Origin of the sequence: Lysinibacillus zambalensis (assembly GCF_040183165.1) — a bacterium.
Classification (GTDB): domain Bacteria; phylum Bacillota; class Bacilli; order Bacillales_A; family Planococcaceae; genus Lysinibacillus; species Lysinibacillus zambalensis.
Genome location: NZ_JBEGDG010000007.1, coordinates 75,853 through 93,876, shown reverse-complemented (window position 1 = coordinate 93,876; position 18,024 = coordinate 75,853). Strand labels below are relative to the sequence as shown.

At 28.7% G+C, this 18,024-nt stretch carries 22 protein-coding genes; 2 read left to right on the top strand and 20 right to left on the bottom strand.

The window, feature by feature from the left end; genetic code table 11:
* Positions 1-285 precede the first annotated feature (285 nt).
* The 7 genes from ABNX05_RS11480 to ABNX05_RS11450 all read right to left on the bottom strand — a co-directional run bounded on the left by ABNX05_RS11480 (position 286) and on the right by ABNX05_RS11450 (position 7,659).
* Positions 286-1,503 (bottom strand): hypothetical protein, encoded by a 1,218-nt coding sequence (locus ABNX05_RS11480; protein ID WP_349659870.1) that lies wholly within the window; start codon positions 1,501-1,503, stop codon positions 286-288.
* Between the two features lie 11 nt (positions 1,504-1,514).
* Positions 1,515-1,706, bottom strand: coding sequence for a YonK family protein (locus ABNX05_RS11475; protein ID WP_349659869.1), 192 nt, complete (start codon positions 1,704-1,706; stop codon positions 1,515-1,517).
* 199 nt (positions 1,707-1,905) lie between these two features.
* On the bottom strand, positions 1,906-2,205 hold the full coding sequence (locus ABNX05_RS11470) for an HU family DNA-binding protein (RefSeq protein ID WP_349659868.1): 300 nt from the start codon (positions 2,203-2,205) through the stop codon (positions 1,906-1,908).
* Positions 2,206-2,338: 133 nt separating this feature from the next.
* Entirely contained in the window at positions 2,339-3,160 is an 822-nt protein-coding gene (locus tag ABNX05_RS11465) for a hypothetical protein (protein WP_349659867.1), read from the bottom strand.
* On the bottom strand, positions 3,160-5,943 hold the full coding sequence (locus ABNX05_RS11460; protein ID WP_349659866.1) for an RNA dependent RNA polymerase: 2,784 nt from the start codon (positions 5,941-5,943) through the stop codon (positions 3,160-3,162). Before ABNX05_RS11460 ends, ABNX05_RS11465 begins: the two co-directional genes overlap by 1 nt.
* A 17-nt stretch (positions 5,944-5,960) precedes the next feature.
* Entirely contained in the window at positions 5,961-7,223 is a 1,263-nt protein-coding gene (locus tag ABNX05_RS11455; RefSeq protein WP_349659865.1) for a competence protein CoiA family protein, read from the bottom strand.
* A gap of 202 nt (positions 7,224-7,425) precedes the next feature.
* Positions 7,426-7,659: a hypothetical protein gene (locus tag ABNX05_RS11450; protein WP_349659864.1), complete on the bottom strand. Its 234-nt coding sequence runs from the start codon at positions 7,657-7,659 to the stop codon at positions 7,426-7,428.
* A 396-nt stretch (positions 7,660-8,055) separates the two neighbouring features.
* On the opposite strand from ABNX05_RS11450, the gene ABNX05_RS11445 reads away from it, so the two are divergent.
* The gene (locus tag ABNX05_RS11445) at positions 8,056-8,256 is read left to right on the top strand and encodes a hypothetical protein (RefSeq protein ID WP_349659863.1); all 201 of its coding nucleotides are present in this window, start codon (positions 8,056-8,058) and stop codon (positions 8,254-8,256) included.
* A 1,300-nt stretch (positions 8,257-9,556) separates the two neighbouring features.
* Here ABNX05_RS11445 and ABNX05_RS11440 read toward each other — a convergent pair.
* From ABNX05_RS11440 to ABNX05_RS11380, 13 genes are all read right to left on the bottom strand, one after another.
* Positions 9,557-10,501, bottom strand: a complete 945-nt coding sequence (locus ABNX05_RS11440) for a hypothetical protein (RefSeq protein ID WP_349659862.1) — start codon at positions 10,499-10,501, stop codon at positions 9,557-9,559.
* Positions 10,502-10,681: 180 nt separating this feature from the next.
* A complete protein-coding gene (locus tag ABNX05_RS11435; protein WP_349659861.1) occupies positions 10,682-11,083 on the bottom strand; it encodes a hypothetical protein in 402 nt (133 codons plus the stop codon).
* A gap of 185 nt (positions 11,084-11,268) precedes the next feature.
* The gene (locus ABNX05_RS11430) at positions 11,269-11,538 is read right to left on the bottom strand and encodes a hypothetical protein (RefSeq protein ID WP_349659860.1); all 270 of its coding nucleotides are present in this window, start codon (positions 11,536-11,538) and stop codon (positions 11,269-11,271) included.
* 442 nt (positions 11,539-11,980) lie between these two features.
* Positions 11,981-12,136: a hypothetical protein gene (locus ABNX05_RS11425; protein ID WP_349659859.1), complete on the bottom strand. Its 156-nt coding sequence runs from the start codon at positions 12,134-12,136 to the stop codon at positions 11,981-11,983.
* 92 nt (positions 12,137-12,228) lie between these two features.
* Positions 12,229-12,552, bottom strand: coding sequence for a hypothetical protein (locus tag ABNX05_RS11420; RefSeq protein ID WP_349659858.1), 324 nt, complete (start codon positions 12,550-12,552; stop codon positions 12,229-12,231).
* Positions 12,553-12,558: 6 nt separating this feature from the next.
* On the bottom strand, positions 12,559-12,933 hold the full coding sequence (locus tag ABNX05_RS11415) for a hypothetical protein (protein WP_349659857.1): 375 nt from the start codon (positions 12,931-12,933) through the stop codon (positions 12,559-12,561).
* A 41-nt stretch (positions 12,934-12,974) separates the two neighbouring features.
* On the bottom strand, positions 12,975-14,456 hold the full coding sequence (locus tag ABNX05_RS11410) for a hypothetical protein (protein ID WP_349659856.1): 1,482 nt from the start codon (positions 14,454-14,456) through the stop codon (positions 12,975-12,977).
* A 226-nt stretch (positions 14,457-14,682) separates the two neighbouring features.
* Positions 14,683-15,084, bottom strand: coding sequence for a molecular chaperone DnaJ (locus tag ABNX05_RS11405; RefSeq protein WP_349659855.1), 402 nt, complete (start codon positions 15,082-15,084; stop codon positions 14,683-14,685).
* An 85-nt stretch (positions 15,085-15,169) separates the two neighbouring features.
* Positions 15,170-15,313 carry a hypothetical protein gene (locus tag ABNX05_RS11400; RefSeq protein ID WP_349659854.1) on the bottom strand — a complete coding sequence of 48 codons (144 nt, stop codon included), beginning with the start codon at positions 15,311-15,313 and terminating at the stop codon, positions 15,170-15,172.
* 40 nt (positions 15,314-15,353) lie between these two features.
* Complete coding sequence (locus tag ABNX05_RS11395) at positions 15,354-15,569, bottom strand: hypothetical protein (RefSeq protein WP_349659853.1); 216 nt, start codon at positions 15,567-15,569, stop codon at positions 15,354-15,356.
* A gap of 87 nt (positions 15,570-15,656) precedes the next feature.
* Entirely contained in the window at positions 15,657-15,830 is a 174-nt protein-coding gene (locus ABNX05_RS11390; RefSeq protein ID WP_349659852.1) for a hypothetical protein, read from the bottom strand.
* Positions 15,827-16,195 (bottom strand): hypothetical protein, encoded by a 369-nt coding sequence (locus ABNX05_RS11385; RefSeq protein WP_349659851.1) that lies wholly within the window; start codon positions 16,193-16,195, stop codon positions 15,827-15,829. Before ABNX05_RS11385 ends, ABNX05_RS11390 begins: the two co-directional genes overlap by 4 nt.
* Positions 16,196-16,273: 78 nt before the next feature.
* Positions 16,274-16,711 carry a hypothetical protein gene (locus ABNX05_RS11380; RefSeq protein WP_349659850.1) on the bottom strand — a complete coding sequence of 146 codons (438 nt, stop codon included), beginning with the start codon at positions 16,709-16,711 and terminating at the stop codon, positions 16,274-16,276.
* A 936-nt stretch (positions 16,712-17,647) separates the two neighbouring features.
* On the opposite strand from ABNX05_RS11380, the gene ABNX05_RS11375 reads away from it, so the two are divergent.
* Positions 17,648-17,977: a hypothetical protein gene (locus ABNX05_RS11375; RefSeq protein ID WP_349659849.1), complete on the top strand. Its 330-nt coding sequence runs from the start codon at positions 17,648-17,650 to the stop codon at positions 17,975-17,977.
* The last annotated feature ends 47 nt before the right edge of the window (positions 17,978-18,024 follow it).

Below are 18,024 nucleotides of genomic sequence, written 5' to 3'. Positions count from 1 at the left end.
ATAAAAGTAGGGGAGTGCAAGGAATATGTACACTCATATCAGGCTCATGACTTCCTAATACTCCTACTTAATAAGCATCTCTGCTTTATTACACACCTATAAAGGAAATGGTAGTAACCTAAATAGATGTGCTAAAAGGAGAGATTTCTATGAATAACCAATAAAATTATTTTAAGTGTAATTATGTATTATTTTAAATAACCGTTTTAATAAAATTTTTAATTCCTGTATGTATATAAAAGCTACAAATCTAACTTCAAAAACTAGACTTTTCATATGTATCACCTATTTCAAACGAATATCGTATGTACAAAGTTTACCGTAACCTTGTTCAAATATTGTAATTAATGAACCTGCATTAGCGGTCTTTTTAAGCTTTAAGCTATATTCATTAATTCCGCACATAGAAGGAGATTGCATATGTTCGATATTCTGTAGTCCATTCATTCCAATTACTTTGTTATTCAAATGGTGTAGGTGTCCAGTTTTAAATAAATGTACATTAATATTGTAGATCATCATATAGTCTTTAATTGATGACTCTAGATTTTTCTCGTCTTGTCCATGAGTAGCTAAAATTTTAGTACCTAACACATCGAAATAAATAATTGATTTTGCATCATACACTTGAATACGTTTGTTTTCACATAATCGAGTTTTCAAATACCATACAATTAAACGCTCCATATTTTCTTGAGCAAATTCACCACGAGAACTATTTAAATAACGATTCTCACTATGATTTCCTAATACTGAACGATAATCAATTGTTACATATTCAGATAGAGCATTTAACCATTCACTCGTAAATTCAGCAAACTGCATTACTTGATCAGCTACGCCTAATTGTTGGAATTGTAATTGATTCATATGTAGTAGTCCGTCAATCGAATCAGATAAGTTTAATACTGTAACATGAGTAAGCTTCTCTTTCTCAATAATAGAAATTGTATGTTCAAGCAACTCCCACATTCTACGTTTGAAAATTTCTACATTGTATTCAGCTAACACTTCATCGTTAAATCCTAAAATTTTACCTTCGCTACCAAAATGTGAATCAGCAATATCAATTATCGCTGTACGTTTATTATTATTTTCTTTAATCTCACATTTTGGCACTTGAATAGGAGATAGGTTGGTAATAGCTTGTTCAATCTTCTCATAGACATTTTCAGTACGTGCTTGTTCACGAATCCATTTATTTAACTCATTCTTTTCGGAAGATAGTTTGTTACGCTCTTTTTGTATCTCTAATTTCTTGATTGTTAATTTATCTAACTCATCACCTTCAGCATATTTAGAAATGATATACGGCTTCCATTTCACATATTGAGCGTAATCTTTGCGCCATTTAGACTCTGAATAGTTTACACCATATTCATTATTGAGTATTTCAGCTAATTCATCGGAGTCTAATTCATGAATGGGAATGTCTTCAAACAAACGAATATGATAATCATCAAGTGTTTCGATATTTTTACGTTTTAAATCATAAGATGTCATTTGACCACTCCTTAATCTTCAATCGCTTCAATAGAAGTTTCCAATTTAGCAGTTACAGAAACGTGATTATTTAAAAATTCATCTAGCTTTGCAGACAAGTCATAAGTACTTTCTACACCTTTAACTGTTTCAATGATGTAATACTTACCATCTTCAAACTTTAATTCACCATTAAATCCAAAGCCTTTATTTTCTTTCGCCATAATTTATCATCCTTTACTCCGTAAATTCAAAAGTACAAAAATAATCCTATCTGCAAAATTCTAATGAACAAACTGTTCGGATTTTACAGATAGGATTATTTAATTAAAATTTAATTAATAGAGAAGAGTAGGGGAGAACCCTACCACTAACTCAATTTTGTATTTAAAACGTCTGTATTAATTCGCTATGTATTAAAAATTAAGGGTTAAGTCGTTTCTTTAATTCACCAAGAGGTTTGAAACCAATCGCTCGTTTTTCTGCAATATCCATCTCTAATCCAGTTTGTGGGTTACGACCTTTACGAGCCGCACGAGTTTTATTTTCTAACTTACCAAATCCAAAGATGTCAATATTATCTCCTGCAAGTAGTCGTTCACGAATAACTTCAAATACAGTTTCTACTGTGTCCTTTGATTCTTTTGAATCTAATTTGATACCTTTCGCCTCTAATGCATCTTTTGTTAATTTTCCTAATTCTGTTACGTTTACCTTTGTCATATTTTAGCTTCTCCTTTTATCCAATTGATTTTATTTTATGTATTTTATTAATTTGACAGATTCATTCTCTATCATATATACGATTTGTCATCGACTCTTTAAAGCGTTGGGAGAGTAGGGATATAAGGTACAGTCAGCTTTCTCGCATTTTAGATTTGTACTTTTTATCAGCAATTCTGTTTTGTATTTTTAAAATTTCAGATTTACATTTATTGCAATATTTTTTGTTACCATTAGTCACTCTGATTAACCTCTTGCACTTAATACAGGTCTTTACTTTCTTACTTTCATAATAGAATTCATAAGCTAACCCAATATTGTCGAAGTCATTTACTTCTATTGCTAGCTTGTCATCTTCTTCGATTTGATTTAAAAATAGCAATTCTAAAGATAATCGATTAGTAGTGCGAGTTATTTCATCGTCATTAAATTGTTTAATTGTTTTATGTATTCCTTTTTCACGATATGTACGAGTTAATTTTTCATTCAATGTATCCATTAATGATTTGTAACTGTATTCTCCTGATCCACCAAAGTAATTATTTTTAGTATTAACACCTCTTAGTTTTAATCTTTCATTATTTAATTTATTAATTACCAGTAAAGAAAAGATGATCTTCTTATCTAATTCGTCATACTCTAATGATTCAATAAAATTCATTTCATACTTAGTAATAGGAATAGATTCAATTTGAATTAATTTACTGTCTTCCTTTAAAGAGTAATTGACTGCATTATCAATCATTTTATAATGCCTTACTTTATTAAACCAACCCTTACATTTTTTTTCACAGAATTCATACAGCGACTTTTCGATATCTTCTTTATTTTGACCTACATACTTATAATACTTTGCTAAAACCTTTAAATCGCTTCTAATACCAGTATCTAGCTTAGTCTTTTTTAATAATCCTTCTATATATTCTTTTTCTTTATAATATTTATTCATAACCATTAAAGTAATTCCACCTTTTCTACAGTGTATTTTTTATTCAAGTATTCAATCTCTCCTTTATCATCCTGAATAGGAACGTATATATATTCTCTTTCAGACATTAACTTTTCAACAATTTCATCACCAAACAGTGACCACATCACATCTTTGTTAGAGTTTTTATTGTCAACATAAAACATATGTACAACATAATTCATCAATTCTGTATTGTTACTACATACCTCATGTAACTTTACTTTTAATTGCTTTCTAATGATGTTAATATCTTGAGCAATACTATCATCATAAGTAGTCCTATTATTATCCTGAGAATTATTCATTTCATTTCTAATCATAGAATTGAATTTTGAATATGTCTTTTTGACTTTTTTATATGTATCTTGGTTGAACTCGATATCTTTATTGATAAATGATTCATGCACAGTTAACTCCTCGTTAACTTTCAACAACTTCTTAATATCAAACTCTACAGACTCAATACGTTTACATATTTTATTCATTACGCAATCAGACTCGATAACAGGGGATTTACGATGATACTCATCCATGAAAGCTAATTGTTCATCATTTAAACGTTTTATGCTTTTTAATTCAGGTAAAGTAATTCCTAAACGTTGCATAGCTAATATCTCATATTTTTTTACATGATCTTTATATTTCTTTCTTGTATTGTTATATAGATGCATAAAGAAATATGGATGCTTATCAAGTAAAATCCTATTATTTAATTCACGTACATATTTTTCTTTATCTGTTTCTTCTTTGTCCTTTGGAATAGGTTGATAACTTACCCATTTTGGTACAATACCCTTAACTTCTTGTCCTATTTTAGTTTTATCAATTTGTGCCGATTGAGCTTTGGTGATTGTCTTGATTCGATTAAGTGTTATTTTATATTCTTCTGATTCAGGAGGTAAAGCAGCTAATAACGCATATCCAGTTGTAGATTTATTAGTTAGTCCACCGATAATACTGTTAAAGCTAAAAGTATCAGCATTATATAAATCATCTTCAGTAGGGATTATTTTAGATGGTTTAGGAGCTTCATAAACAACAGGTAGCTCATTTCGATAAACTCCTTTGATTACTGACTTATCACATGTAGTAGCAATGATATCATAATCAAAGTCACTACCTGCGAATCTATCCGTCTCATTTCCATGAGCATTTAAAATGATCCCGCTATAACAATACTTATACCACTCTTCAGTATCCTCATTCTTAATCAAGTTTAGTAATACGTGCTCACTACGATAGGTGAGGGGGCTACGACTAGCTACAACTTCATTAATATTTCGTTCATTCCAATAATTACTATAGTGTTCACCTTCTGAAAGTAATCCTTTAACCTCTTTACCGCACACAGCCTCCATCATAGCAAAAGGATCTGATACAATTACTTGAAAATTACCGTCAACAATAATTTGCCCTAGAGAGGCATTTTGAATTTTCTTTCTGAGCATGTTATATATTTTATTTCTTATGTATTTGTCTTTTATTAACTCAGGTTCAATAATCAACGCTTTGATCCAACTTGCGCTTTTACTATTTAAAAACTGTATAAACTTATTTTCATCAGTATTCATTCCTACAAGAAACAGCATTGTATAATATACGTTTTCAGATGTCACTCCTTTAATCCATTTCACAAACTTATCAGTAATATTGACAACATCATTATCATCTAAATTCAAAGTTTGTAGGAATTGATAATTTTGATAGAAGAAAGTCTTGTCATACTTGGGTGCATATATACTTACTCCCCAAGAAAGGTTGTTCTCTTCACAACATTTTCTATAATATTCAACAGAAGACCAACTATCCCAAAGCTTTAATTGAGATTCAGTAATTATTACATCGATATCTCTTAAATCAACTAAAATTGGTTTATTTTCATCATCTTTATATATAGTTTCAATAATATAATCACCATTGTTAAACTTTTCAATCCATTTATGAATGTCCATAACGGTGAGCATACCTTTGAGAAAACTACCTCTAATGCAGAATTGGGAAGGTAAATAATCAAGTTTTAACTCATTAGCCCACTTCCTTGCTTGACTAGGAGATATTAGTCCTTGACCATCAAAACGATTAAACATTTTTGTTATTTCTTTATTTTGCTCAATTACATCATCTTCACTATAATCTGTTTCAGTTACAAAGTTAACTTTAAATGATGTTGGACTTTCATAATCCTTTACTACGCAAAAGTTAGGAGTTGAAACTCTAAATCTAGAACTTCCATATAATCCTCTATAAGCGTTTAATTTAGCAGGAGCGATGGTGACATTTTGATTTCTACCATTATCTGTACGGTTTCTTAATTCCTCAAACACAGTTTCAGCTATGAACAATACCGTATTAACTCTTGCTTGAGATGCGCTTGAATTAAATCGTTTATATTTTATTCCGTTAATCTTAACTCCTTTCTTATAAAGATGTTTATACTGACCTTTATTAGACATTTCTATAGTTATGTATTCTGGAACATAAATCATAGTATTTAATTTTTCGTGCAACTGTTTGATTTTAGCTCCGTTCGCTCCGGAACTATCCATTTTATTTAACTTAGAAATTTCAGATTTAATTTTATCCACTTCTTTTTGTTCCACATGAGCATCCTTAATGTCTAAAATACAGTCGATCAATTGATTTTCAAATACAGCTATTAGTTCCTTGTTATCAATAGCTTCATCAAGTGAAACTTGAATATCATACTTAAACTTTTTCAGTCTGTCTGAATTAAATTTCAGTGTTAAATACTGCTTTTGTTTACGCAACTAATCGACCTCCATTATTAGTTATTTATAATTTTACGTTTCTTTCTACAGTCTTTGCACCGTTTGGGTAGAGATAATTTCTTGTTTAAAAAGAATTTAATTTCTTGAGTACTTAATTCAAATTTAGAGTTGCATTCTGAGCACTTCCTGTTATTTGGTATAGATTCAATGCATTCATTTAAAATATATCTGTATTTATCAGTAACATTCATGAATCTATTGGTAACTTTAATCTTTTTTATACTTCTTTTATTAAATCTAAAATTCAATTCAATATGGTAATAATGATCAACTTCTCTATACTTGTAAGGATATTTCCTACTACCATTGTAATAACTTCGCATTATTATTTGTCTACTATACATGTCCTTAATTTCTAATCTACTATCTAGATTACTAAGTAATAAATTTATTCCTGATACATGCTGTTCTAAATCGTTACTCATCATTTTAAAATCAAATTTAACGTAATCGTCTAATTTTAGGTACTCTTTATAATCTGCATATAGCAAAGTGCATCTACTAGTTTTTAATATCCTTAAAACTACTGATTTGAAATTATATGAAGTATTCTTAATTTCATCTATTGCCGCACTCATGTATTCAATGTCTAATTTACCATTGTTAAATTTATCTATATCCATCCAAAACCAATCTAACTTCTTAATTAACTCAATATCATATTTACCACTCTGCTTCATTTCTTCTTTCAACTTACCGACAGTATTATAATAACCACCATCACGCTTATTAAAGTTAAAGCATTTCCCTTTATAATAAAGAGCTTTAAACTCCTTCACTTCATTTTGTCCAGTTAAAGTAGGGGTATCCACTTCAACCACAATCTTATCTAGCTCAATCCAACGATCAATGTAATCTTGTACTTTCTTCTTATTTTTATGAGCCATTTCAAATACAATTTCATTACCACATTCAGTTTCAATTACTATATCAGGACGGTATATTCCAGATTCTAAATTAAAAGTTACTTCAGTTTTAAAATCCTTACATGTAAAAGTGTGTTTTTCATCTGTAATAATCGTAAATGTATCTCCACGTTCAATAAATACATGCTTCATCCAGAAGTGAATAAAGGATTCGCCTGTACATGTATTTCTATCAATATGCGCAAAGTGTGGCGTAACTTGTTTTGATTCTAATGCTTTTGGAATTACTTCACTATTACAAATAGGGCAGGTATATGTAATTGCAATATTTGAATTTAAAATAGTTGTAATCTCACCATGATTGTCTCTTGCAAACCATAAATTTACGTTCATTATGTAGCTTCTCCTTATTTAATTATAATTTTATGTATTTAATATATTAATTTTAAAACTTGATTTCTCACCACATATGTATGCTTTTTTAATTAATTCCAATCGATTTAACAAGAGTTTATTATCTACTAATAGAAAGTGTCACATCTACTTCAAAATCACTGTATTAATTTACAGCAATTTTATTTCATATGTATTCTTCTTAAAACTTTTCATTATATAACTTATACATGTTGCGCTTAATCTTCTTCAAAGTGCTTTTCTTAACTTTCCCATACCACTTAATATCCTGATAGGCTTCTAATTCATAGTCCTTTCCCATATCCATACTGATCATTTCTTCTAAGTAATACATGATTTCACTACTGCCGAAGTTATCCTCTCTAGTCATGTTCATTTCAAATACCTCTTCGTTAATTGTTTCATAGTTTTTCAATAATACCAATCTCCTTTTTATGTATTTAATTAAATTATATCACCAATAAACTTTAAGTCAACTGTTTTATGTATTTTGTTATTTAATTTTTTATTCCGTTTATGTAATAATATGAAACTAGTCAATCAGCTAGTGAAGTTACAAAATAAATTTAAATATTAAAATACAAAATGATGGTCATTAATAATTTTCTATTAAATGGTAAGAAGTTTTGTCGAAGTATGTTGAAATATAAAGAATTCCATTTCATTCATATTTGAATTGTTGTATTATTGTCTATAGTGAATGAAACTTCAGACCCTAAAATATTACAAGTGCTAGCTTTTTACTTGTAATTTATAGAAAAGTTTCCAATAATTATTAGTATATAATAAGAAAGGGGAATGAGTTATTAAGATGAATAATATGAAGAGAGTCCATATAAAGAAAGATGAGTCTGTTGAGTCTGCATTACTTTTGGTTATAAGTAAGCTATCTATTACACAACCAGATGAAGCTTTAAAATTAATGGCAATGTGTGCAAATGATGATTTACCTAAAAGGAGTGTTTTAAATTATGCTCTAGATATTGTTGAGAGGAGAAATTATCTAAGTTAGATTGAATTAAAATACATATCAATATTTTATTATGAATGATAAATTAATATTATAAGTTAGTTAGTCAGGATACTTAGGTTTGGAAAATAACTATATAAAATGACTCGAAAAGACGATTTGCTATGCTAACGTCATTACTCGTGAATGGATCTAATTTCAATAGAAGAAATGTAGGTTTTATAAGAGTAATTGTGCTGTATAGTCGTTTATTTTCGAGTCATTTTTATATTTAAGAAAAAGAGATAAATCAGTTACATATGCAATGTTTATGCGGTAATTGAATGTTCTATGTTGTATAGGCGGGGAATAGTCGTCTATGTTTAGTCGTAAATATGCAATGTTTATGCGGATATTTGAGGTGAAAATAGGGTGGAAATCGATTAGAAACTAGTAATTGAGACTAATTTACTATACGTTAATATTCAATAATGATAAGGATATTTGATGAAATTTACGATTACGATTACGAGTAACAGAGAAATTATAAAATAGGTATGTAGCACTAATTTTAGGTAATTAGTATTATGGAATTAGAAAGTGAGAGGAAGAAGAGTAGAAATTATAAAAAGTAGAAATCTAAAAAATATCATGGTGTGGGAATAGATGTGGTAGCCCTGATATTTGAACACGCTTATGACCTCAAGATGTAAACATACCCCCCCATATCCAGTGTTTAAAGGATATAATGTATATTATTTTACCTATAACTGACAATAAATGGTATATAAAACTGTCACTCACACAGCTAAAACACCCTCATAACTCACTATAAAATACGAACATATATTCCTATCGCCATAAAAGTATAACTATATTATATAAAATTAATTCTTTGCTTTTTTAAGTGGGATGAATACGTGTCGTGCTGTTATATTCGTAGTATAACAGTCAGCGCTGAGTCGAGGTATTCTTTTTCAATAAATAGTAGTATATCTATATCTCGTATGTCACTTTACCTTATTAATCCTATCTAACTAATCAATCCTACTCGCTACACTATCAATTCACTAATCTATACAATTAATATTCCTCACATTCCTTTCTGTATCTGTCAGTATTCTATATAAAACTATAAATAACAGTATCTAATCAGCAAAATTAAATAATCAAAACTCTATCCAAAATAAAAAGTAGCAAGTATATTTCAACTCACTACTAATTTAAATATTAAACTGTTATGTAAATAATATAATGCATAAGCTAAATTTATTTAGCGTTGCCTGTGAATGATTATGTAATAATCGTGAACAGTATCTCTGTATCTTTTATTAATTAGAATAAATGAAATATATAAAATTGATTATGTAGATTTATTAAACATTCCTTTGACACTTTCTAATTGATTGGCGTTATTACCTGCATAAACTACTCTAGGATTAACTACAACGTTTCTTTTTCTTCTATCATTAACATCTATGTAGTATGTAAAGACTGACTGATTGTCTATTGTAAGCTTATTAAGCATTGCAGTTAACTTGTTATAGCTACTATAACCTAACTCACTTGATAACACTCTAGTATCCATTGCTCTTACCATGTCAACATCTTTCTCATGTGGATTATAACTGATTATATTATGATATAAATTAATGTATGGTAATGTCATATAGATAGTTGAAAGGTGAGTGATCTCACGACTGCTAGCCTTTTGAAATAAGTCTCTAACTGTCTTCTTAAATAACCTTGTGTAGTTTATGTTATTACTTTCTATATCCTTTGTTGTTCCTCTAAGGAAGTATTCTTTACTCATTATCAATTCATTGTATTGACTTACTGTAATTACATTTGATTCTATCAATCTGTTTAAGTATTCGACTGCACGTTGCTTTGTTAATCTTACTAAGGCAGGGAAGGTGTCTGTAGTTATTACAGTTCCATCACCTTTTTGTAAGCGTCCAGTATAATAGTGGGTAAAGGTTGCAATGTACATCAATCTTGCAATATCTTGCTTTGAAAGTAGTGGAAGTCTGTCCAATATACTTGAATTACTTTTAAACAATGCAAAGACAAAACCTCCATTACCTTCACAGTGTATCTCTATAGCGTTCTTATTTTCTTTTGTATAGAGTGGATTGATATTCTTAATTGTCTTCTTAATAGGAGTTAACCATTCATGCTGAAACCTATCTCCAATGTATTCTCCTGTTTCATTATCATAAGCTTTACCATTTACAATTGAATGATTCATACTTAATCTAATTACTTCTTCTCTTTCTTTTCTTGTTAAATTGTTAATGTTCTTCATTAATTATATACTCCTAACTTATTTAAATTATGTATTTAATATAATAGAACTTAAATTGTAAAAAGTGCTACAATATCCTTATGAACATTGGGTATTACACCTGTTTTAGCATATACGAGTTGGGACATGAAATATCTATTTTTTATACGAATAGGGACAAGACTTTTATTTATGATAAGTTTATTTATTAAAAATACGTATTAAGTTTTTCAGTCTAATATTATCAGGAAGAAACTTTAATAAGCATTCGTATAATGCATAGTGAACTTCTGTTTTCCAATGATGAGTTAACATTATTCTTGGAATGTTTTTATAATTATACTTTTTAGCGTCTTCATCAATTGTTAGGTTGTCAAACTCTAATATTGCTATTATTGTATCATCATTGTATACACAAATATATCCATGATACTTATTGCTTGATATTCCATTCAACTTCTCTTTAATTTCATATTTGACATGAATTAAATTTAATAACTCTTCAGTATAAATTAATTTGTTGTATTTATGTTTACTTACAAAATTAATTATTTCCTTTTCTTTCTCTGACAACAATTCGCAATCTATATCTTTTAATTTCATCTAATCAATTCCTTTTCAATTTTAATTTACAAGTGAAGTAGGGAAGCGGTGTAGCTCTATAATGTGTCTGCTCTAATCATATTAAAATTATGATAAATCTTTTGTTATGTATTTTGTATATTAATTTTACTACAACTAATTCATAACCATAAGTAACGCAAAAAGAAACCACCTAACCAGTGGTTTTAAATCAATCCATTCATCATGTAATTGTTTATCATTTCTTTTGGACTTTTATATTTAGACTTAACAGACTTCGTATTACCCTTAAAGATTAACTTTGGAAATACTTCCTCTTCATATCCACGTTCTAATTTTTTGAATTGTGCTTTCCATACTTCAGTAATACCAGTCACTTTATCAATTATAACCTCAAAGCTTTCCATGCCGTTTCTGATGATAGCAGTACGTTTACCTTCATAACGGTTAGTTGAAATAATTCTTGATTCCGTCATTGTGTTGAACTCCTTTTGGTTTGATGCCTTATTGCATCTACAACCTTTTGAATGAACTATGTAAACATTTAACTTAAATATAGTATACCATGTGTTTCTGTACATATAAACCCTTTTTTTATGTATCTTGTTAATTAAAATTAAATTAGAGCAACCAAAAATATAAATTGGCTACTCTAAAATTATAACTTTCATTGTTAAGTTTCCTTTGATTTAATCACAGCAATCACAGTTCTAATTATAAATACAATCACAAATATTCCATAAGTTACAATAACTACCCAATCAAATACATTTAAGTTTCCAAAATCAATCCATTGATACATCAAAAGCGGTAAGAACACAATGAAAAATAAATTTAGATAACCGATTTTCTTTAGCATATTTTAAGCGGATATGTTAATATATTATCAATAGGGAAGGGGAATAAATCCCCCTTCGGTTACTTACGACTTTTCTTCTTTGACTTTTGCTGAGGCTTAGAAGAAGGTCGTTTTTTGCTTGTCCTTATGTCGTGTATGTCTTTTAAGGAAGAAGTAATTCCTTTAAAGATTGCGACTACAGAACCTACAAGCATGATAATATGCTCGATATCCACTTTTTCAACTCCTTTCTTTTAATATAATTCTATTATACCATTATATACATAAAACACAATAGTGTTTATGTATTTTATTAAATAAATCTACGCTAAATATATCTACTCAATTTGTAGACTCTATTGTTTTTAAATTCAATTCTATATTCATCTTCTGACTTTTTAACCATTTCAATTACTTTTCCATTTAACATTTCTATACCACGTAAACTTTCCTCTATATCATCATTACATACCGTTATAAAATGTGATATACCATTGTGAAGCGGTTCACATTTCCACTTTTCAAATTTTAATTTTGTTGTAGGTAGTGGGGTAGTTGGATTAAGATTTAATTTATTAATAACTACACTTATAAAGCCACGTACACGCTCTTTGAACCCAATGTGATTATGAAGCTCTTTACGTGTAATCATAGGCTTTTACACCGTAGTTTTAAGCTCTCTAAAGTCATGTAAAGGGATGAAACCTTTATTAGTATTATTAATGTTTCCATTATAAAAGTCATGTCCTAAAGCCTTTTCAATTCCTTCTGGTGAATACTTAAATGTAAATGCATAATCATCATTGACAAACTTCTTATTTTTACACACTAAATATAGACTGTTGTCGAAAAGATTATTGTATATTCCTAAAGGAATTACTTTTTCCATCTCTAGGCGTGTTTTAAGTGCTTCTAATAGTTCGTTTGGTAATTGGTCGAAGCGGTACATATTAAGAAAGAAATAATCTGTCATATTGTTATTTTCATCAAGGTACATAAAGCAACCTGTTTCTTTTACTATTTTAATTTTCATTTAAAATAACTCCTTACCATTTTGTATTTTATTACTTAATATTATATAGCTTGCTTTACACGTTGACTTTCTAAATACATTACATATTTCTTAACATAGTCTAATTTATCAGTAGTCTTAAAATCGCAAATCTCTTTATTAGTCACATTGTCAAATACTCGATAACATCCACCGATTTTTGCAATATAATAATTTGCACTTATATAACATCTTACATCATTAGTAAAGCCACTTCTTAATGATACTGCACGTTTTTTCGTTGTAAAGACTATAGTACATTCATCAATGTTTGCAATAGCATTGTCAATGTCTTGTTTTTCTTTATTGGCATTGTTGCGTATTATTCGACTTTCATACTTTTCAAGTATTGATTTTTGCTTTTCTAACATTTCTACAACTTTACCCATTTTATTATGCAATTGATCTTGTTTCTTGTTATATCTATTGATATTAAGCCCACCACGACCAGTTACAGCCCATCCTGGATTTACAGACCTTTGATATAGATAACTGTTTAATTCTCTTGTGTAACGTTCACAAAAGGCATTGAAACCATTAATAAGTGTATTCTTACTATAAATATTATCAGCTAGTTCGATAACTTCTTTTGTATTCTCTAACAAATTAGTTAGTGTTAGTTGTAGTTGTTTTGTTTCTCTACCAACTTCTTTTCCATTATTGAATAATGAATTGTCAATTAATCGTTTTTCTGTTTCTTCATTTATTTTAAATTGTGTAATATCAACAAACTCCACTGGTTCAATTTCAAAAGGTTCACTAACTTCTGTAACTTCAATATTTCCACTTGATAATAGTTCGGCTAAAGCTAAAGTATCTCCATTTTGTTTAGCAAACCAACATTTGTTAAAGCGAGACCATCTGAAGCTACTTGATTTTAATTGAGTACGAATTTCTTCACTAGGTTTATCAGTAAAGTATAACTCAACTCCGTTTTTCTCATCATTCAGCTTCATTGTTATAGAATTGTTTGTCTCTTCAATTGTTTCAGTAGAAGCTTCTGGAGTATCAGTTTCAACTACTTCATTTTCTTCAATTTCCTCTAATCCAACCATTGATAGGGAAGGGAAGGAGTTCCCATCTGAATTTTCTAAAATAGATTCAATAACCTTAATTACGTTATCGCTACATTCCAAATTTTTAGCTAGTGTAAGCATGTAGATATTACCTTGTCTAATTCTCCATCTAGTTATCATTGTATCAAACCAAATGATTGCGTTATTGTAATAGTCGATAATATCAAAAGATGATAATTCAACAATTTCAAGATTTGCTCCTGCTTCACGCATTTCTTGGAAATATTCATCATAGTAACTAAATGAATACTTTTTAATATATCCTTCTGCTCCACGTTTTGTTTTGCTGAAGTTTTCAATACGATCACCATTAACAACAATGAAAAACTTACTATGGTAACTATTTTCAGTCGCCTTGATTGCATATTCAACATTAGAATTAATTACTTTCATAAAGTTTAAAGCTGATTGTTTGTGATCTAGTTTCATTTGAATTACCACCTTTTAATATTATGTATTTTCTTAAATAAAATTATATACAATTTGAATGGATTTTACAAGTAAATTTGTGTATTTTGTTATTTAATTTTTAGATAAAAAGCATATATTATAAAACCTTTTCAGACTTGAAAGCTAATCTAAATAAATAATTGTTTCTAATTTACTTACTTAGATTAACCTTCAAGCAGTCAACTAAATGACTCGGTACTAGCTATCAATCCCATGTAAAGGGTTCAAAATTTTCTTCAATTTCACGTTGCAATCTTTCATCTTCTTCTCTAATTCTTTCCCACTCAAGACGCTTGGCTTTCTTTTCTTCATTAATTCTAATCATCGCATTTCTCATAGCTTCATCATCGTTAACTTTTTTTGTTACTAATGGCTTAATTTTAACAGTTTCGTTTACTAATTCTATTTCTTCATTGCTACTAACTTTAATTGTCTTAGGTGTTACTCCAGTTCCTTCACACTTATAACAGATGCCATTGTCAACGTGTTTCATGTGTGCAAAATTTCCGTTACCACTACATCTAGCGCAAGTTTCTTCAATTACCACTGTCTTATTGCCGTTTAAGAATTCTCTTTTGATTTCGATAACTTTGATTTTATTTGTCATGGGTAAAACCTCCAATAAGTAAATGTTTTATTAATACTTATTATACACCACTTATTATAAAACACAACTAATTTTATGTATTTTATTAAATAAAAATTATCGTTAAGAATAAAGTAACTGATATCGCATTTACAGTAACTCCAAACTTATAAAATGAATTTTTATCTTCTTGCGAGTCATCATCCATCCATAAAAAATCATCTAATACAGACTTAATTTTACTAATCATTATGATTCCTCCTATGTAATTAGAGAGTAGGGGAGTACTCTCAATCATCAAATTTTAATTTAATGTGTTTATCAACATTATCAGCAACAACAATTAATTCATTCTGAATAACTTCAACAATGATACTTGTTTCATTTTCCTTTGCGATACTATTTATGTTTTCTTTATACTTTTGGATCTTGCTGTACAGCTCATTAGAATTCTTACTTGCTTGTAAATCATCTATAATGTGTCTTAAATCTGCATATACTTTCAATTGTTCTACCTCCTTTTATGTACGGTTCTAATTCAAGGAGAGTAGGGGGTTATTCAACTTTATTTAAAATGGTTATATCATTTAAATTTAATCATTTATTTCTTCTATTGATTGAATATTTACTGAATCATAATCGACGCCTAATTTATGAGCATAATAATCCTTCAATTCATCAATAGCGTTTTCTAATGACGCAGCGTTTATATGACCTTCCATATCACCAAGCATTTCATTTGTAACGACATATTCAAAAGTTTTCATTTATCTACAGCCTCCAATCCCGTTAATTCCCATAATGAATCATCTGCAAATGTACCAATAAACTTTTTACCATGATGAAGGGAAGTAGTGTCGATTGTAAAATTACTATCAATCAAATAATCATTCAAACCAACATAAATTACATTCTCAAATTCAGATTTTGGATCAAGGAAGTAATGTCCTTTATCATTACTGTACATGTAAAATAATTCAGTTTGATTGTCTTTTAATTCATTTGTTTGTACTGCAGTATATTTATTTGAAGTGTTAATTATTTCTTTAGCGAATGCGTCTGTATTTGTAGTTGCTCCAGTGAAAATTGTAAAAGCTGCAGTAATTGAAAGTAAAATGTTTTTGTTTCTCATTATTAATTACCATCCTTTTTTATTTTATTATTTAATTAAACGGGGTAGTGGAATAGTTTTGATAATATTTACTTTTATTTATGCTATAGTACTAATCTTTCTTTCTGCAGTTGATACGATACATTTGATATTGTTAATCGTAAGGTTCCAGTTACGAGCTAGTAGTTTGTTTTTCTTGTCAGTAAGCTTGTCCTGGAGTTTTACCATTGCATCTGATAACAACTCTTTAACACTAATTAATTGTTGTGTAGCTTGTTTATAATCTTCTTTCGCAGTTGATACAGCACTAGAAGCAAGTTCTTTGAAGTATGTAACAAGTTGTACTGTAGTAGAAGTTTCTATTTCTAATTCATTACTTTGTGTATTTTCTTCATTTACATCTAACTTATCTAATTCAGTATAATGAGTTATTAACATTGTAACGATTTCACCTTTACGCATCTTACGCTTTTCTTCACGGTTATACCACGTTAGACCTTCTTTATTTACCTCTCCTTGTAACTCCTTAGCTGTCATAGCAGATAGTGCGCTGATTTTGTTTTGTAATTTCATTTTTATACTCTCCTTTGAATTTTATGTATTTTATTAATTAAATTGTACTACTGATCTAATAGAATTTCAAGTCTTAAATTTTCAACTTTCGAAATTAAGTTTTCACAATAAGTAGTTGGGAAAGTTAACGATTTACTTTTAAGTATCATCAGTTCGCATAACTCATGTATTAGTGATCTGAGTAAACATTTCTTTTCTTCAACTGTCATGTTATGCACTCCTTTAGAACTCATTTATTAACTGTCCTTATATTACCATCCATAGTTTATGTACGTCAACTCATTTTATGTATTTTATTAATTAATTTTTCGTTATTCATTTGAAACGTTGATACTACTGGGTTTATTGAGTGTACAGCATAAATTATTTTGAGTTTCTTCCTATTAAATGAATAGAACACAAAAAGTGATCCAGATAAAATTTGTGTATGAGAACTTTTCCAATAACTTTAGTCCATGAGGACTTGTAAGAGTAGTGGTCATAGAAGCCAATAGATATTGATCTTCAACGTTAAAACAATTAAGGCAAAATGTAGTTTCATATTAATAAATACATAATAATAACTAACAAGTTAAAATTTTGCAGATTATTTTAAAAAAACACTTGTATCTTACAAGTAAGATATATATAATTTACTTATAGCTTACTTATAAGATAAATTCCTAAAGAACTAGAAAGTATTGATACATAAGCGTTGGATGAAGTTAATTTGGAGTATTGATGGAGAAATTGCTGATTAAATGAATAAAATAACTAAAAATTACATATTAACTATTAATTAGTTATTTGTTTAATCTGAATATGAAAAATAATCCAATTTTACAGTTATACAAGTTAAGTTGATGTGATATACTGAAGAGGGAAAATAAAATTATAAAATAAATAAAAAGGAGAATGAAAATGATAAATCAATTAAAGTTAGTTGTTAACAATTCAGTGGGGTACAATTCAGAAATAAACTACGATAAATACGAGGTATATAATACTTTATTACATATGAATGAAGAAGTAAGAGAAGAGTGTATTAACAATATTAATGAAGAATATGGTTTTGAATTAGTTGATAAATACGACTTGGCTCGTTATGAAATTTCAGTATACAATTCTGATGTAGAGCTAGAGATACCTAACTTATTTACACCAAGCTTTACTAAAGATGAAACCGATCACTACAAAGATCAAATGAAAGAGCTGCAAAAGGGATACATGAAGTTACTTGCTAGTCAATGATAAGAAGGTGCTCAGTATATGACGCATTTACAGGCTTATTTTTTAAG

What these genes read in the sequence shown, in the direction of transcription:
- ABNX05_RS11400 (WP_349659854.1), bottom strand. Translation starts at nt 15,313, where the DNA reads ATGATTAGTAAAATTAAGTCTGTATTAGATGATTTTTTATGGATGGAT.
- ABNX05_RS11440 (WP_349659862.1), bottom strand. Translation starts at nt 10,501, where the DNA reads ATGAAGAACATTAACAATTTAACAAGAAAAGAAAGAGAAGAAGTAATT.
- ABNX05_RS11475 (WP_349659869.1), bottom strand. Translation starts at nt 1,706, where the DNA reads ATGGCGAAAGAAAATAAAGGCTTTGGATTTAATGGTGAATTAAAGTTT.
- ABNX05_RS11390 (WP_349659852.1), bottom strand. Translation starts at nt 15,830, where the DNA reads ATGAAAACTTTTGAATATGTCGTTACAAATGAAATGCTTGGTGATATG.
- ABNX05_RS11455 (WP_349659865.1), bottom strand. Translation starts at nt 7,223, where the DNA reads ATGAACGTAAATTTATGGTTTGCAAGAGACAATCATGGTGAGATTACA.
- ABNX05_RS11420 (WP_349659858.1), bottom strand. Translation starts at nt 12,552, where the DNA reads ATGATTACACGTAAAGAGCTTCATAATCACATTGGGTTCAAAGAGCGT.
- ABNX05_RS11480 (WP_349659870.1), bottom strand. Translation starts at nt 1,503, where the DNA reads ATGACATCTTATGATTTAAAACGTAAAAATATCGAAACACTTGATGAT.
- ABNX05_RS11435 (WP_349659861.1), bottom strand. Translation starts at nt 11,083, where the DNA reads ATGAAATTAAAAGATATAGATTGCGAATTGTTGTCAGAGAAAGAAAAG.
- ABNX05_RS11385 (WP_349659851.1), bottom strand. Translation starts at nt 16,195, where the DNA reads ATGAGAAACAAAAACATTTTACTTTCAATTACTGCAGCTTTTACAATT.
- ABNX05_RS11445 (WP_349659863.1), top strand. Translation starts at nt 8,056, where the DNA reads ATGAATAATATGAAGAGAGTCCATATAAAGAAAGATGAGTCTGTTGAG.
- ABNX05_RS11415 (WP_349659857.1), bottom strand. Translation starts at nt 12,933, where the DNA reads ATGAAAATTAAAATAGTAAAAGAAACAGGTTGCTTTATGTACCTTGAT.
- ABNX05_RS11405 (WP_349659855.1), bottom strand. Translation starts at nt 15,084, where the DNA reads ATGACAAATAAAATCAAAGTTATCGAAATCAAAAGAGAATTCTTAAAC.
- ABNX05_RS11380 (WP_349659850.1), bottom strand. Translation starts at nt 16,711, where the DNA reads ATGACAGCTAAGGAGTTACAAGGAGAGGTAAATAAAGAAGGTCTAACG.
- ABNX05_RS11470 (WP_349659868.1), bottom strand. Translation starts at nt 2,205, where the DNA reads ATGACAAAGGTAAACGTAACAGAATTAGGAAAATTAACAAAAGATGCA.
- ABNX05_RS11410 (WP_349659856.1), bottom strand. Translation starts at nt 14,456, where the DNA reads ATGAAACTAGATCACAAACAATCAGCTTTAAACTTTATGAAAGTAATT.
- ABNX05_RS11375 (WP_349659849.1), top strand. Translation starts at nt 17,648, where the DNA reads ATGATAAATCAATTAAAGTTAGTTGTTAACAATTCAGTGGGGTACAAT.
- ABNX05_RS11465 (WP_349659867.1), bottom strand. Translation starts at nt 3,160, where the DNA reads ATGGTTATGAATAAATATTATAAAGAAAAAGAATATATAGAAGGATTA.
- ABNX05_RS11430 (WP_349659860.1), bottom strand. Translation starts at nt 11,538, where the DNA reads ATGACGGAATCAAGAATTATTTCAACTAACCGTTATGAAGGTAAACGT.